This is a genomic window from Diaminobutyricimonas aerilata (assembly GCF_002797715.1).
GTDB lineage: Bacteria > Actinomycetota > Actinomycetes > Actinomycetales > Microbacteriaceae > Diaminobutyricimonas > Diaminobutyricimonas aerilata.
The window spans coordinates 953,131-968,065 of the sequence record NZ_PGFF01000001.1; the positions used below are offsets into that span (position 1 = coordinate 953,131).

The window sequence follows — 14,935 nt, forward strand, 5'->3', positions numbered from 1 at the left end:
GGGACGCGGGGCGGCGGCGGGCGACGGCGACTGGGATGATCGGGGGATGACGTCGACGCCGCCGAAGCGCCTCGTCGTCGCCGTCAACCCGGCGGCCTCGTTCGGTCGGCGGCGCGGCGTGGGTGCGGATGCGGCGGGCCGGTTGCGCGCGGCCGGTCACGACGTCGTTGAGCTCGAGGCCCCGGACTACGCGATGCTGCGATCGCGGGCTCGCGATGCTCTCGCAACGGCGGACGCCCTCATCGTGGTGGGCGGCGACGGCATGGTCAACCTCGGCGTCGGACTCGTCGCCGAGACCGGCATGCCGCTCGGGATCGTGCCGTCAGGCACGGGGAACGACACGGCCCGGTCGCTCGGATTGCCGCACGACGACCCGGGCGCCGCGATCGAGCGGCTCCTCGTCGCGCTCCAACGCGAGCCACGCAGCATCGACGCCGCGCGGGTGTCCCACGCGGCCGGAACCCGGTGGTACGCGTGCATGCTCTCGGCCGGGTTCGACGCGATCGTCAACGAACGGGCGAACCGCATGTCGTGGCCGAAGGGCCCGAGACGGTACACGATCGCGTTGCTCGTCGAGCTCGCCCGCTTGCGGCCGATCCGCTACCGCCTCGAACTCGACGGGGTGGCGAGCGAGCGCGCCGCAGTGCTCGTGTCGGTCGGCAACGGCGTCTCGCTCGGCGGGGGCATGAAGGCGACCCCGGATGCGGTGCTCGACGACGGGCTGCTCGACGTGCTCGTGGTCGAGCCGCTGTCGCGCTCGAGCTTCCTGCGGATCTTCCCGCGCGTGTTCGCCGGCACGCACGTCACCGACCGCCGGGTGTCCATCGAGCGCGCCCGCCGCATCCGCATCGACGCCGCGGATGTGGTGGCCTATGCCGACGGGGAACGCATCGCCCCGTTGCCGATCGAGATCGAATGCGTGCCCGGCGCGCTGCGCGTGCTCGTCTGAGCCGAGCGGGTCAGCCCTGCGCTTCGGCCTTGCCGAGGCGCCAGTAGCCCATGAACGACACGCGGGTGCGGTCGATGCCCGTCTCAGTGACGAGGAACCGGCGCAGCGCCTTGATGACCGACGCCTCACCGGCGAGCCACGCGTAGAAATCGCCGGGGCCGGCTTCGGGGGCGTCCCACAGCAGGTCGACGTCCACGTCGATGTCGTCGAGGGTCTGCGGCGCGAGGATCGCCGGGTCGATAGCCGCGCGGTTGCCCGCCACCCATGCCCGCACCGCCTCCTGCAGCGGCGCCCCGAGCTCGCGTTCGCCGCGCGGCAACCAGGTGATGCTCTGCGCGTTGCGGGCGAGGGGGAGGGCGTCGGCGGCGTCCGGGATCTCGATGAACGCGTGCGCGCGGCATCCGGTGGGCAGGGTCTCGAGGATGCTGCAGATGGCGGGGGCGGCGGTCTCGTCGCCGACGAGCAGCACCTCCTTGGCCGCGCCAGGCTTCCAGTCGAAGCCCGAGGAGCAGTAGAGGCTCCGCGCGTCCGGGCCGATGATCATGACCTCGTCGCCGGGCGTCGCCGCCTGCAACCACCGGGCGGCGGGACCCCCGTCGCCGTGGTTGACGAAGTCGACGTCGATCTCGCGGGCCGCGGGGCGCACGCCGCGGATCGTGTACGTGCGGAACGGCGGGCGCAGGTGGTCGGGCATGGCGCGCCACGCCTCGTACCAGGTGGCGCCGTCGAGGTCGTCGAACGTGCTGAGCCCGAATTCCGGTACGGGGAACACGATCTTGATGCGCTGGTCGAGCCCGTCGGTTCCGAAGAAGGAGAGGTCGTCGCCACTGAAGGTGACGCGCGTGAAGTGCGGGCTGAGCGCGACCACGCGGCTGACGCTCACGCGGAAGAGACAGTAGCCGGGACGCTCGTCCTGGAGCACGGCACTGGTCGTCGCGACTGAGGTAAGCATTACCTAAGTATGCACGAGCTCCGCCGATGTCGCGAGCGGAAGTCACCTGCACCGTGACCCCGGCCCGCTCCCTGAGCCTGTCGAAGGGAGCACCCCGGTCGAGGCCGCTCCCGCTCCCTGAGCCTGTCGAAGGGAGCACCTCGGTCGAGGCCGCTCCCGCTCCCTGAGCCTGTCGAAGGGGCACCCCGCGCGACGCATCAGTGCACGCGGTCGGGGAACAACGCCTCGTCGACCTCGAACACCTCGACGGACTGCGGCTCGCGCAGGAACCCGGCCGCGCCGATCGCGGCGACCGTCTCGCGGTAGTCGCTCGACGCATCCAGCCGTGCCACCGACTCGGCGTCGTCCCAGAACGTGATGACGACGCGGCCCTCCGCGGCCCGGGCGAACACGAGCCCGCGGAATCCGGGCTGCCGCCGGAACATCGGCAGCGAGCGCTCGGTCGCGAAGGCGGTGTACTCGTCGGCGCGGGACTCGTCGAGCCCGGTGCGCCAGATGCGTGCGATCACCCCTCCATTGTGGCCGGAGGCGTTGTACCTCCCGGATCGCTGACCGGATGCGGTCGGACGTGCGATCCGCGAGCCGTGCTGCTTACCGTGGCGATATGGCAGCACGACCGGAGCGCGTTCTCGAGACCCTCGACGAGCTCGAGCGGCTCGTCGTCGACGACCCGGAGTTGTGCATCCGCTATTCGGAGGGGCCCGAGAAGGACGGCACGAGCAGCACCGACACGGAGAGCGGGCTCGAGCTGCCGGGCCTCTCCGTCAATCCGTTGAGGCCGGAGGAGTGGTGGAGCCGCCCGCTCGCCGACTGGCTCGCGCGCCAGCTGTGTCAGTACAAGCACTTGAGCGAGAAGAACCCGGACCGCTTCGCGTGGGTGCTGCGGGGTCGCACCGTCGGCCGCGGACCGGACAACGAGCCGCTGCTCGCCGATGTCGAGCCGGTGGCCCGGCTCTCCGATGCCCTCCTCGATGAGGCGGAGCGACGCTACGAGGAGCGCTTCGAGGCGGGTCAGGGTCCCGAGGACTGACGCCGAGCCCGCCGCGCGCATTCGCGCCCGCCCGCGCGGTCGGCAATCACCGTCGCGCTACACATCTGCGCTCGCGCGCCGGAACAACGTGCCGCGCGAGCGCGGAAATGGAGCGCGACACGGGGCGGACGCGCGAAACGTCTCGAACGTTGGGTGGTGACCGGCCTGACCGGTCGCCCACACTGGTCCCATGAGGCACCCCTGGTCAGTCCTGGCGCTCGGCGCCGTCGTTCTCACGCTCGCGGTGAGCGGATGCGCGGGGTCGACCGAGCCGGCATCCGTAGGGTCGGGCGGCGGGGCCGAACCGCCGACCACCGACGCGGCCGCGCCGGGCGAGCTGCGGGCACAGGGAACCGTGCTGCAAGTCGACGGCGAGCCCGCGATGCTGTGTCTCGGACCGATCATGGAGTCGTACCCGCCGCAGTGCGACGGGCCCGAGATCACCGAGTGGGACTGGTCGAGCGTCGAGGGGGTCGAGTCGGCATCGGGTGTGACGTGGGGCTCGTACGCGGTGCAGGGCACCTGGGACGGCACCGCGTTCACGCCGACGCAGCCGCCCATCATGCTCGCCCTCTACGACCCCATCCGCGAGGTCGACCCCGCCACGCAGCCCGAGAACAAGGGCGACGCGAGCGAGGAGGAGCTTCTCGAGGTGCAGGAGCGGCTCGGCAACGACGAGTTCGTCGAGCCCCTCACCTCGTGGCCCGAGAACGGCTACCTCTTCGTCAGCGTCGTGTACGACGACGGATCGATCCAACGCTACGTCGACGCGACGTACGGCGCCGACGTGGTGCAGGTGCGCTCCGCGCTCCGCGACGTCGAGGGCTGACCGCACGTGCGGAGGGCGCCCGGCGCTCACCGGGCGCCCTCCGGGTCACACCTCGACCGAGAGTTCGTAGACCTGTTCGGTCGGATGCCCGGCGCGCTCGTGGATGCGCATGACCGCCTCCTTCGACGGCCCGGTCGAGAGACAGAACACCTTGCCCGACTCCGGGTCGAGCCAGGCGCGCTCGAAGTGCACGCCCTCCTCGCCCTCGATCGCGAGGTCCGCCTCGTGGGCTTCCGACAGCTGGGCCTCCGTGACTCCGACGAATCCGTCGTGCACGTCCATGAATCGCGCCATGATGGCACTCCTTCCGTGTGGTTGTGCGTCAACCGTCCTCCGCGCGACCCGGCGTCGACATCGGTCGAATGACGGGTTCCCCGGCTGAAACGACGGATCTACACTTCGTGCATGTCAGCCGCCGTCGTGGTGGATCGGGTCAGTCCGGTCGTCGTCGGGCGCGACGACGCACTGGAACTCGTCGCGCGCCGGTGGGCGGCGGCGCGGCTCGGGCGGGGCCACATGCTGCTCGTCGCGGGGGAGCCGGGCATCGGCAAGACGCGCCTCATGCACGAGGCGAGCCGTCGCCACAGCACCCGCTCGCCGCGCGCACTGGCGTTCCCGCGGGAGCTGGACGCGCCGGGCGGTCTCCTCCTCAATCTCGGCGACGAACTCGCCCGCTTGGGAGACGACGCCACGGCCGAGCGCCTCCGCAGCGCCCTGCTCGCCGGACCGGCCGACGGTGACGACGCGCGTCGCCGGCGCATCCTGCTCGGGGAGCTGACCACGACCATCCTCGAGGCCCTCGCGACTCCGGCGCTGTGGCGGCTGGAAGACCTGCACTGGGCGGATGAGCTCAGCCTCGACGTGCTCGAACGGGTCGCCGCCGCCATCGCGGAGACGCCGTCGATGGTGATCGCCACGTACCGCACGGTCGACGCGCCCGCGCCGTGGCTGCCGGACTGGCGCCGCCGCATGGTGTCGCGCCGACTCGGCGAGGAGATCATCCTCAGACGACTGACGACGGCGGACACCGCGCGCATGGTCGAGGCGATCACCGGCGAGGTGCCGTCCGCGGCGTTCGTCGACGACCTGCACCGCCGGTCCGACGGCATCCCGCTGCACATCGAGGAGCTGCTCGGTGACGCGTCGGGGGTGCCGGAGTCGATCGCGGAGGCCGTGCTCGACCGGGTCGAGACACTGGATGACCGGCATCGACGGCTCTTGCAGGCCGCGTCGGTGATCGGCCGCACCTTCGACTGCGCGCTGTTGAGCAGGATCACCCAGGCGAGCGACGACGACGTGCGCCAGGCGATGCGGGTGCTGGCCGAGCAGCAACTCGTCGTGGCGTCGCAAGAGGCGTTCGGGTTCCGGCACTCCCTGATCTGCGACGCGGTCTACTCGGCGATCGAACCCCGGGAGCGACTCCGCCTGCACGCGGCGGTGGCCCGCGCGGCGGATGTCGGCGACGCGTTCGCCTCGGAGCACTTCGAGCGGGCCGGCGCGGCCGAGGAGGCCCACCGCCACGCCGTCGCCGCGGCGGCCGATGCCGTGCGCGTCTCCTCGCACCGGGCGGCCGCCGGACTCTACGAGCGGGCGCTGCGCACCGCCCCGCCCGACCTTCCCGCCGCGTCGAGGGCGCGGCTGCACGGGCTGCTCGGCGTGCAGCTCGGCGCCATCGACGAGGTGGAGCGCGCCGCCGCACAGCTGTCGATCGCGATCCGTCTGCATCGCGACCTCGGCGACGAGATCGCCGCCGCGGCGCTCGTGCCGAAGCTCATGACCATGCGGCACCTGCTCGGCGACGATCTGGACACGCGGTGCTCGCTCGCCTTCGAGGCGCTCACCCGCCTCGGCGACGACGCCCCCGACGGGGTGCGCGCGGAGGTCGTCGCCGCCCTCTCGGCCGCGACGATGCTCGCGCGGAGGCTGGGCGAATCCGAGGCCTACGGCCGCGAGGCGCAACGCCTCGCCGCATCCGCCGGCGCGACCGATCTGGCGATCGACCTCGATCTCACGCTGGGTGCCGTGCTCGTCTTCGCCGGAGGCGACGACGAGGGTTGGGCGCTGCTCGAACGCGGCATCACGGCGGCCGAGGCGACGGGGCTCGACGCGGTCGCCGCCCGCGGATACCGCATGCTGGCCACCTCCGCTTCGGTGCTCGTCGAGTACGACCGCGCCGAACTGTGGCTCGAGCGCGGGGCGCGGCAGACCGCGGCGACCGAAAACTGGAACGACCACCACTACCTCGTCGCGCACCAGGCGCACGTCGCCTGGGCGGTGGGAGAACCGGCGCGCGCGGAGGCCCTCGCGCGGCACGCGCTCGCCGACGGGCACGGCATCACGACGCGGATCACGGCGCTCACCGCCCTCGGCTACGCCTTCCTGTCGCAGGGCGACACGGCGACCGCCGCGGCGCACCTCGGCCAGGCGCTCGCCGCGGCCGAGCCGATGGACGAGCTCCAGCGCATCTCCCCGGCCGTGTGGGGACTCGCCGAAGCGGCGCTCGCCGACGGCGACCCGGCGTCGGCGACGCAGCTCTCCGAGCGCGGCTTCGACCTGTCGGCGGCGGTGCAAGATGCGGCCTACCTCTTTCCCTTCGTCGTGACCGGCATGCGGGCGCGGCTCGCGCTCGGCGACCGCGGCGCGGCCCGCGGCTGGCTCGCCCGCTGCACGTCCGCACTGCGATCGCGCGGCATCCCGGGCACCCTCCCGGCGATCGACCACGCCGCGGGGCTGCTCGAGTCGGCGGAAGGGCGACGCGTGCGGGCCGCGGAACTGCTCACCGCGGCGCACGCCGCGTGGACCGCTCGTCGACGCACGTGGGAGGCACGACTGGCCGAGAGCGCGCTCGCGTCGCTCGACCCTGCGCCCACGGGGCCACTGACGGCCCGTGAGGCCGAGGTCGCCCGGCTGATGGCGTCCGGGGCGACGAACCGCGAGATCGCGCAGACCCTGGTGATCGCGCCGAAGACGGTGTCCACCCACGTCGAGCACATCCTGGCGAAGCTCGGGATGAGCCGGCGGTCCGAGGTCGCCGCCTGGGTCGCCACGACGCTCCGCTGAGTTCCCGCTCGCCGTCGTCAGACGGCGACGGCCTCCCGCACGGCCGAGTCCGCCGCATCCGTCGCCGCGACGTCCGCGTCGTACGGAGCCCAGCCGGGCTCGCGCAGCGCGGGGCAGTGCTCGGCGGTGGGATGGTGCGCGATGTCGATGATGCGATCGAGCGCGTCGCGGGCGGCGGCGAGGTCGGCCATGGCCGTGGTGATGCGGTTCCGCTCGGACTCGAGCAGTTCGAACGCCTCGGGGGAGCCGTGTCCGGCGTCGACGCAGGGCAGGATCCGCAGGATGGTGCGGCTGGGGAGGCCCGCGGTGAAGAACTGCTGGATGAGCCGCACGCGTTCGACGGCCGAATCCGGGTAGAAGCGCTGTCCGCTCGGCGCGCGCTCCGAGGTCAGCAGACCCTGCTCCTCGTAGTACCGGAGGGCCCTCGCGCTCACTCCGGCCCGACGTGCGAGCTCACCGATGCGCATCCGTTGCCCCTCTCATTCCCACCCGACTTGACCTTGACGTCGACGTGAGGTTTTAGCGTAGCGGAGGCGCGTCGGATTCGGCTCGCCGACCGAGACGAAAGAAGCAGCAACCTATGAACGTCACCGGACAGATCGCCCTCGTCACCGGAGCCAACCGCGGCATCGGCCGCCAGTTCGTGCTCGAACTGCTCGAGCGCGGCGCGGCCAAGGTGTACGCGGCCGCGCGCCGCCCCGAGGTCGTCGACATCGACGACGCGCGAGTGGTGCCGCTGCGACTCGACCTGTTCGACCGCGAGTCGATCGCCGCGGCTGCCGAGGCGGCATCCGACGTGACCCTGCTCATCAACAACGCCGGCACCTCGGCGTACGGGTCGCTCGTCACCGGCGACCTCGACGACGCGCGCCGCCAGATGGACACGCACCTGTGGGGTCCGCTCGACGTCATCCGCGCGGTCAACCCCGCCCTCGGGCGGAACGGCGGCGGCGCGATCGTCAACGTGCTGTCGGCGCTGTCGTGGTTCGCCTCGCCGGGCGCCGGTGCCTACGCCGCCGCGAAAGCGGCCGAGTGGAACATGACCAACGCCGTGCGACTCGAGCTCGCGGGGCAGGGCACGCTCGTGCAGGGCGTGCTGCTCGGCGCGGCCGACACCGACATGATGGCCGGCTACGACGGCCCCAAGGTCGACCCGCGAGAGGTGGCCCGCCGTTCGCTCGACGGTGTGGAGGCCGGCTCGACCGAGGTGATCGTCGACGAGTGGACGGCGATGGTGAAGGCCTCGCTCGCCGGTGACCCCGCGCCGTTCTACGAGCGGATCACCGCGCTGCTCGGCTGAGGGCACCACGTGCCAAGGTGGACGGCGTGACCTCCGCGCCCCCGATCCACATCCGTCCCCGTCGAGATGGCGACGCTCAGGCACTCCTGCAAGCCCTCGCCGACTCGCACGCCCGGGACCGCTACCCGTTGCGTCCGGGCAGCGTGCGCTGGTCGTGGATCACGGAACCTGCCGGCGGCCCGAACTGGGTCGCGGAGGCGCACGGTCGGGCCGTCGGCCACCTCGCCCTGACCGCCGATGGCCCCGCCGTGTCGGGAGACGCGCTCTCGGTCACGCGGTTCTTCGTCGCGTCGTCCGCGCGCGGCACCGGGTCCGGGAGTGCGCTGCTCGCGACGGCCGAGACCTACGCCCGCGAGACGGGCGTGCCGCTCGTGCTCGACGTGCTCGACGGCAGCGACGCCGCGATCCGCCTCTACGAGAAGCGTGGCTGGACCCGTGTCGACACGATCCGCGCCGACTGGACCGGGCCGGACGGCACCCATCCGCTCCTGCACTTGTACCGCGCGCCCTGATCCGGCTGCCGCGGCCGGCCGGCCGGCCGGCGCCCCGCGCCCCGGTTGTGGAGAACGCGCGCCGCGGCGCGGGCGCGGTGCGCATCATGGCGGGGTGAACCCGGCGATCGCGACCATCACCGATCGGGTGCGGCAGCGCGTGCAGCGGGAGGGCGTCGACCTCGCGCGTGACGGGTCGATCGCCGAGCGGTACGTGCGCGACGAGGTGCAGCGCTACAGCGAGCGCGCGCTCGGCGGGTCGGCGCCGCTGCTGGCGGATGAGGGCGCGGCGACCCGGCAGGTCGTCGCGGCGCTCACCGGGTACGGGCCGTTGCAGCCGTTCTTCGACGACGACTCCGTCGAGGAGATCTGGATCAACAGCCCGCGCGACGTGTACATCGCCCGCGCCGGCGTCTCCGAGCGCGCGGGGCTCGAGCTCACCGACGGCCAGGTGCGCGACCTGGTCGAGCGGATGCTGCAGTCCACCGGACGCCGCGTCGATCTGTCGTCACCGTTCGTCGACGCGTCGCTCCCGGACGGGTCGCGGCTGCACGTCGTCATCCCCGACATCACCCAGCGGCACTGGGCGGTCAACGTCCGCAAGTTCACCCAGCGCATCCGGGACCTGCAGGGCCTCGTCGCTCTCGGGTCGCTCACGAACCAGGCGGCGGAGTTCCTGCGGATGAGCGTGCTCGCCGGGCTCAACATCCTCGTTTCCGGAGCCACCCAGAGCGGCAAGACGACGCTGCTCGGGGCGATGCTCTCGGCGTCGCGTCCCTCGGAACGCATCGTCACGGTCGAGGAGACGTTCGAACTCGACGTCTCCGCCCCTGACACGGTCGCGATGCAGTGCCGGCAGTCGAGCCTCGAGGGCACCGGCGAGGTGACGTTGCGCCGCCTCATCAAGGAGGCGCTCCGGATGCGTCCGGACCGCTTGGTCGTGGGGGAGGTGCGCGAGGCGGAGGCGCTCGATCTGCTCATCGCGCTCAACAGCGGCCTGCCCGGCATGTGCAGCATCCACGCGAACAGCGCGGGCGACGCCCTCGCGAAGCTCACGACGCTGCCGCTGCTCGCCGGACGCAACATCGACTCCGGGTTCGTGCTGCCGACGGTCGCCGGATGCATCGACCTCGTCGTGCACTGCGAACTCGAGCGGCGCGGACACCGGCGCATCCGCGAGATCATCGCGCCGACCGGGTCGGTGGACGAGGGCTCGCTCGCCGCCGACACGATCTTCACAATGCGCGATGGAGTGCTCGCCGCCACCGGCACTCATCCGGCCCGCGCCGGCAAGTTCGCGGCCGCGGGACTCGACCCCGCCGTCGTTCTCGGAGCGCCCGCGTGACCTTCGTGCTCGCCGGGCTCACCGGACTCGGCGTGCTGCTCACCGCGTCGCCGTGGTTGTGGCCGCGGCGGGAGCGTCGCGAACCGAGCCGGTTGCTGCGACCGGTGCGCGACCGGCTCGTGCAGGCGGGACTCGAGCGCGTGGGCGTCGGCATGTTCGTCGCCGTGAGTGGGCTGCTCGGACTCGTCGGGGGAGTGACCGCATGGGCGACGCTCCCGGTGCTCGCGCTCGCCGTGGCGATCGGGGCGGCGTGTGCCGCGCTGCCCGCCGTCGTCGTCGCGGTGCGGGCGCGGGCCCGCCGCCGCGCGCACCGGGTGGTCTGGCCGGATGTGGTGGACCATCTCGTGTCGGCGGTGCGCTCGGGCCTCTCGCTGCCCGACAGTGTCATCGCGCTCGCGCACACCGGTCCCGAGGAGACGCGGGCGGCGTTCCGTTCCTTCGCCGACGACTACGCCGCATCCTCGAACTTCTCGCTCGCCCTCGACGACCTCAAGAGCCGGCTCGCGGATCCGGTCGCCGATCGCATCGTCGAGACCCTGCGGATGGCCCGCGACGTAGGCGGAAGCGAACTGCCGACGGTGCTGCGCAGCCTCTCCGGGTACCTGCGCCAGCAGGAGGCGCTGCGCAGCGAGGTCGAGGCGCGGCAGTCGTGGGTGGTCAACGCCGCGCGGCTCGGCGTCGCGGCACCGTGGATCGTGCTCGTGCTCCTGTCCACGCGCCCGGAGGCGGCGATGGCGTACAACGCCCCCGCCGGCGTCGCGCTGATCGTCGTGGGGGTGGGCGTCACCGTCGTGGCGTACCGGATCATGATCGGCATCGGACGGCTGCCCGAGGAGCGGCGGTGGTTCGGATGACCGCGACGATGTCGTGGGGCCTCGTCTGCGGCGTCGTACTCGGCTTCGGGCTGTGGTCGCTGCTCTCGCTCGTCCCGCGCCTCAGCCGCCCGCGACTCGTCGACCGCGTCGCGCCGTACGTCGTCGACATCTCGGTCGACGCCCGGGAACTCGTGCGACGCCGCCCGACCGACCCGCTCCCCGTGGTCGGCGTCGTGCTCGTCCCGGCGGTCGACGCGATGCGGCGGCTGCTCGCTCCAGTGCTCGGCGGGTCCGCCGTCGTGCAGAGCCGCCTGCGTCAGGCCGGTTCCACCCTCTCCGTCGACGGCTACCGCTCCCGGCAACTCGGCTGGGGCGCTGCCGGAGCGGTCGTCGGGGTCGCCGCCTCCGTCGTCATCGCCCGAGCGCAGGGCCTCGCGCTGCCGGCGGCGGTCGCGATCGTCGCCGTGTTCGCGGCGTGCGGGGTGCTGCTGCGCGATCGGATGCTCGTGGCGCGGGCCCGTCGCAGGCGCGAGCGGATGGCGGAGGAGCTGCCCACCATCCTCGAGTTCCTCACCCTGAGCCTGTCGGCGGGGGAGGGCATCCACGACGCGTTGGCTCGCGTCGCGACAGTGGGCCGCGGGGAGCTCGCGGTCGAATTGCGCCGCACGATGGCGCGCGTGCACTCCGGGGTGCCGCTCGTGGAGGCGCTGCAGGCGCTCGCGGCGGACCTCGGGCTGGCCGGCTTCAGCCGCTTCGTCGACCACCTCGTCGGCGCACTCGAACGCGGCACGCCGCTCGCGGAAGTGCTGCGGGCACAGGCGCAGGATGCCCGGGATGAGGGCAAGCGCGAACTGCTGGAGCTCGCCGGCCGTAAGGAGGTCGCGATGCTCGTGCCGCTCGTGTTCCTCATCCTGCCGGTGACGGTGCTCTTCGCGATCTACCCCGGCCTCGTGGTCGTGCAGCTCGGATTCTGAGCGGGCGGCGCGCAGAGAACGGGCAGGATGCGGCGTCATGCTGGGCCGCATGTCTGACGAGCGGTACGAGCAACGCATCCTCGAGCTGCTGGGCCAGCGCAGCGCCGACGCCAGCATCTGCCCGTCGGAGGTCGCCCGCGCCGAATCTGCGGAGGAGTGGCGCGAGCTCATGGAGCCGGTGCGGCAGGCGGCCCGGCGCCTCGTCGCGCAAGGCGAGCTCGAAGTCACCCAGCGCGGTGCCGTCGTCGACCCCTCGACGGCGAAGGGGCCCATCCGCATCCGCCGCCCACGTGGCTGAGCGTCGCGCCGCTACAGTCGACCGCATGAGCGAACAGTCCGCGCCGGCCGCCTACCCGGCGCCCGCGCCGCACGTTCCCGGCGCCCGGCGGAATCCCGTCGATGTGACGGTCGCGGTCATCCTCATGGTGCTCGGCGTGATCGGGTTCGGGATGCTCGCGATCCTCTCGACGCTGCTGATCATGATGTCCGACGGCTGCGGCTCGGGCACGTGCGACTACACCCTCATGACGATCGCCTGGTTCGTCGCGCTGCTCGCGCCGCCGATCGTCTTCCTCGCGTCTGTGGTCGTCACGATCGTGCGCATCGCGCGGAGGCGGCTCGCGTGGTGGGTTCCGCTGGCCGGCGCCGGCGTGGCCGCCGTGGTGTGGTTCATCGCCGTGGGACTCATGTCGCTCAGCACCGGCCGGTAGGGGCCGCCCGGGTCACTCCGTGCGCGCCGGCGGCGTGGTGCGTTCGATGAACTGCTGGATGAGCGCGGCAGCCTCGGCAGCGTGGGTCTCCAGCAGAAAGTGCCCGCCGTCGAAGACGTGCGCCTCCATCCGCGGCAACGACCGCATCCACGAGAGCGTCTCGTCGAGGTCGAAGAAGGCGTCGTGTCGGCCCCAGAGCATCAACGCGTGCGGTGCTCGAGCCGCCAGGTAGTCGGCGATCTCGCCGAACCGGGCGACGTACCGGCCGTAGTCCGCGATGAGGGCGCGCTGCGTGTCCATGCGCCCGGGGAGGTTCATCACGCGCCAGTCCTCGGTCCAGGTCGACGAGGGGATGCGCGCCGCGACCTCGGGCGGGAGCCCGGCGACATACTGGGCTCGCGTCCCGTCGAGCGTCAGGTGCGCCGTCGCGGCCGCCTCGTGCTCGGCATCCGGATGCTCCCAGTACGCCCGGGTGTCGGCCCACTGCGGTCCCAACCCGGACGGATGCGCGTTGGCGTTCTGCACGACGAGGCCGAGCACCTGCTCCGGGGCCTCCATGGCGACGTGCAATCCCACCGGAGCTCCGAAGTCGTGCAGGTACACATAGCGCGGTCCGACCTCGAGCCGGTCGAGGAGTTCGGCGATCGCGCGCCCGAAGGCGGGGAACGACGGCGACGGCAGGGGCTCCGACCGCCCGAACCCGGGCAGGTCGGGGGCGATGACGTGCGCGACCCGAGCGAGCCGCGGGATGACGGCGTCGAAGGTGCGTGCCGAGCTGGGGAACCCGTGCAGCAGGAGCAGGGCGGGGCTGCGCTTCTCCCCGGCGACCAGGTAGGACAGCTCCGTGCCGCGCTCGAGGCGTAGGGTCCGTCGCTCGGGCGCCACGGTGCCCGGATCGCCCGCCGTCCGTGTCGAGTCGGAGTCCGCCCGGTGCATGCATTCCTCCCTCGGTTGACTCCCCACCACGCTAATTCGGTGACGACGGCGACGGAACACGTCGCGCTCCTCGCACCGCCGGCGATCTTCCTCACCTCGATCGTCATCGCGATCGTGCGGCTCACGCGCCGGCGACTCGCCTGGTGGATTCCGCTCGTCGGGGCGGTGGCGGGCCTCGGTGTGTGGTTCGCCGCGGCCGCCCTCATGTCGCTCAGCGCCGGGCAGTAGTCCGACACGCCGCGAGCCCTTGTGCCCGCCAGCGGGCGGGAACACACTAGGCGGCAGCGCGCGGACGTGCGTCCGCGGCGGATGGGCCCCCATGTCGCACCGCACCCGAATCGACCTCCGTCCCGGCCGGATGCTCGCCGCACTCGTCGCCGGCGCGGCGCTTGTTCTCGGCGCCGGAATTGCACCCGCCGCCGCAGTGCCGACCACCGTCCCGTCCCTCGACATCCAAGTCGCGAGCGTAGACAAGGCCGAGTTGCGCGAATACGGGTCATGGACTCAGGCGGCGCGCAAGATCGCCATCGGGCCGAGCACCGGCTCCGTGCGGGTGGACGCCACGGTGTTCGGCGACCTCGCCGTCACCACAGGCGAGGTCTGGTGTCAGCTCAAACTGCAGCAGGAGCCGTGGCCCGTCGTCGCCTCACGCCGGTGGTCCGCCGCGGAGTGGGCCGTCGTCGCCGACCGCACGCTTCCCCTACCGCCCGGTGTCGTGAATGCCGGCACGGGTGCCCGATGGGTGGGGTCGTGCGGCGCGTTCGAGGGCACCGCCACCTCCAATATCCGGTGGCTGTTGATCGAGGATGCGGCCGCGCCGGCGAACGTCGAGTTCGGCGCAGACCCGCGGCTGCTCGTCTCCCAGAACACGCTCACCGCGCCTCAGGCTGAGGAGACCGTGATCGTCGCCGTCCCGGGGGACCGGATCCGTCTCTACGCCGAGCCCGGCACCTGGGATCTCGACGGAGTCACGCCGCTCGCCGTCTCACTGACCGAGGGCTCGACGGGCATTCGGGTGCCCGCGGTCGAGGTCGGCGTCACGGCCGACCGCTCAGTGCTCGGGTTCACTGTGCCGGAGGTGTCGACGCCGGAGTTCGGTCGTGCGGCATACCGCATGGAAGTCACGGCCTACACCGTCACGCCCGGAACCAGCACGACGCCGGCGAGGGAGGCGCAGTTCCAGTTCGTTCACGACTTCTCCGTCACCCGCACGAAGCCGCCGACGGTCACGACGCTCACGCTCAGCAGGCACGTCACAGCGTCCCTGGGAACCGTGACGGCCACCGCGAAGGTCACCACACCCGGCAACCCCTATCCGGTCGGCACCGTCGCCTTCCACGTCGACGGCAAGCGGGTCGCCTCGGTGTCGTTGGTGCACACCGACAAAGGCGTCGCCGCCATCCCAATGCCGCGGCTGTCACGCGGCGTCCACGACGTGCTCGTGACCTTCTCGGGCACGGCCGACTCGGGTGAATTCCTCGCGAATTCGGTGAGCTCGACGCAACGACTGCTCGTCGTCCGCTGACCGGAAGCAGGCGGCTCGG

At 72.3% G+C, this 14,935-nt stretch carries 18 protein-coding genes; 13 read left to right on the plus strand and 5 right to left on the minus strand.

The genetic code is table 11. From position 1 onward, the window contains the following. Positions 1–46 precede the first annotated feature (46 nt). Positions 47–949: a diacylglycerol kinase family protein gene (locus CLV46_RS04570; RefSeq protein ID WP_100363680.1), complete on the plus strand. Its 903-nt coding sequence runs from the start codon at positions 47–49 to the stop codon at positions 947–949. 10 nt (positions 950–959) lie between these two features. On the opposite strand, the gene CLV46_RS04575 is transcribed toward CLV46_RS04570, so the two are convergent. Together CLV46_RS04575 and CLV46_RS04580 are read right to left on the minus strand one after the other, a co-directional pair. After that, a complete protein-coding gene (locus tag CLV46_RS04575; RefSeq protein ID WP_100363681.1) occupies positions 960–1,901 on the minus strand; it encodes a siderophore-interacting protein in 942 nt (313 codons plus the stop codon). A gap of 197 nt (positions 1,902–2,098) precedes the next feature. Next, positions 2,099–2,410: an antibiotic biosynthesis monooxygenase family protein gene (locus tag CLV46_RS04580; RefSeq protein ID WP_100363682.1), complete on the minus strand. Its 312-nt coding sequence runs from the start codon at positions 2,408–2,410 to the stop codon at positions 2,099–2,101. Positions 2,411–2,505: 95 nt separating this feature from the next. Here CLV46_RS04580 and CLV46_RS04585 point away from each other — a divergent pair, with 95 nt between their 5' ends. Beyond that, the gene (locus tag CLV46_RS04585; RefSeq protein WP_100363683.1) at positions 2,506–2,931 is read left to right on the plus strand and encodes a DUF6098 family protein; all 426 of its coding nucleotides are present in this window, start codon (positions 2,506–2,508) and stop codon (positions 2,929–2,931) included. A gap of 190 nt (positions 2,932–3,121) precedes the next feature. Continuing rightward, entirely contained in the window at positions 3,122–3,760 is a 639-nt protein-coding gene (locus CLV46_RS04590; RefSeq protein ID WP_100363684.1) for a hypothetical protein, read from the plus strand. A 45-nt stretch (positions 3,761–3,805) separates the two neighbouring features. On the opposite strand, the gene CLV46_RS04595 is transcribed toward CLV46_RS04590, so the two are convergent. Then, positions 3,806–4,054: an SCO4226 family nickel-binding protein gene (locus CLV46_RS04595; RefSeq protein ID WP_100363685.1), complete on the minus strand. Its 249-nt coding sequence runs from the start codon at positions 4,052–4,054 to the stop codon at positions 3,806–3,808. Positions 4,055–4,165: 111 nt separating this feature from the next. Between CLV46_RS04595 and CLV46_RS04600 the strand changes: the two genes are divergently transcribed. Further along, positions 4,166–6,820 (plus strand): ATP-binding protein, encoded by a 2,655-nt coding sequence (locus CLV46_RS04600; protein ID WP_100363686.1) that lies wholly within the window; start codon positions 4,166–4,168, stop codon positions 6,818–6,820. Between the two features lie 17 nt (positions 6,821–6,837). Here CLV46_RS04600 and CLV46_RS04605 read toward each other — a convergent pair whose 3' ends face one another. Next, positions 6,838–7,287: a MerR family transcriptional regulator gene (locus tag CLV46_RS04605; protein ID WP_100363687.1), complete on the minus strand. Its 450-nt coding sequence runs from the start codon at positions 7,285–7,287 to the stop codon at positions 6,838–6,840. Positions 7,288–7,400: 113 nt separating this feature from the next. Between CLV46_RS04605 and CLV46_RS04610 the strand changes: the two genes are divergently transcribed. From CLV46_RS04610 to CLV46_RS04640, 7 genes are all read left to right on the plus strand, one after another. Continuing rightward, a complete protein-coding gene (locus CLV46_RS04610) occupies positions 7,401–8,120 on the plus strand; it encodes an SDR family oxidoreductase (RefSeq protein WP_100363688.1) in 720 nt (239 codons plus the stop codon). 26 nt (positions 8,121–8,146) lie between these two features. Further along, positions 8,147–8,632 (plus strand): GNAT family N-acetyltransferase, encoded by a 486-nt coding sequence (locus tag CLV46_RS04615; protein WP_157802228.1) that lies wholly within the window; start codon positions 8,147–8,149, stop codon positions 8,630–8,632. A gap of 94 nt (positions 8,633–8,726) precedes the next feature. Continuing rightward, positions 8,727–9,956, plus strand: a complete 1,230-nt coding sequence (locus CLV46_RS04620) for a TadA family conjugal transfer-associated ATPase (RefSeq protein ID WP_245866512.1) — start codon at positions 8,727–8,729, stop codon at positions 9,954–9,956. After that, positions 9,953–10,810 carry a type II secretion system F family protein gene (locus tag CLV46_RS04625; protein ID WP_100363690.1) on the plus strand — a complete coding sequence of 286 codons (858 nt, stop codon included), beginning with the start codon at positions 9,953–9,955 and terminating at the stop codon, positions 10,808–10,810. The genes CLV46_RS04620 and CLV46_RS04625 overlap by 4 nt, the downstream gene beginning before the upstream one ends. Further along, positions 10,807–11,745 (plus strand): type II secretion system F family protein, encoded by a 939-nt coding sequence (locus tag CLV46_RS04630; RefSeq protein WP_100363691.1) that lies wholly within the window; start codon positions 10,807–10,809, stop codon positions 11,743–11,745. The genes CLV46_RS04625 and CLV46_RS04630 overlap by 4 nt, the downstream gene beginning before the upstream one ends. Before the next feature lie 49 nt (positions 11,746–11,794). Next, positions 11,795–12,043, plus strand: coding sequence for a DUF3253 domain-containing protein (locus CLV46_RS04635; RefSeq protein ID WP_245866514.1), 249 nt, complete (start codon positions 11,795–11,797; stop codon positions 12,041–12,043). Then, positions 11,982–12,455: a DUF6264 family protein gene (locus CLV46_RS04640; RefSeq protein WP_342746099.1), complete on the plus strand. Its 474-nt coding sequence runs from the start codon at positions 11,982–11,984 to the stop codon at positions 12,453–12,455. The genes CLV46_RS04635 and CLV46_RS04640 overlap by 62 nt, the downstream gene beginning before the upstream one ends. Before the next feature lie 12 nt (positions 12,456–12,467). Here the strand turns inward: CLV46_RS04640 and CLV46_RS04645 are convergent, their stop codons facing one another. After that, positions 12,468–13,391 (minus strand): alpha/beta fold hydrolase, encoded by a 924-nt coding sequence (locus CLV46_RS04645; RefSeq protein WP_100363694.1) that lies wholly within the window; start codon positions 13,389–13,391, stop codon positions 12,468–12,470. A gap of 39 nt (positions 13,392–13,430) precedes the next feature. Between CLV46_RS04645 and CLV46_RS04650 the strand changes: the two genes are divergently transcribed. Together CLV46_RS04650 and CLV46_RS04655 are read left to right on the plus strand one after the other, a co-directional pair. After that, complete coding sequence (locus tag CLV46_RS04650) at positions 13,431–13,619, plus strand: DUF6264 family protein (protein ID WP_100363695.1); 189 nt, start codon at positions 13,431–13,433, stop codon at positions 13,617–13,619. A 91-nt stretch (positions 13,620–13,710) separates the two neighbouring features. Further along, a complete protein-coding gene (locus CLV46_RS04655) occupies positions 13,711–14,916 on the plus strand; it encodes an Ig-like domain repeat protein (protein WP_100363696.1) in 1,206 nt (401 codons plus the stop codon). The last annotated feature ends 19 nt before the right edge of the window (positions 14,917–14,935 follow it).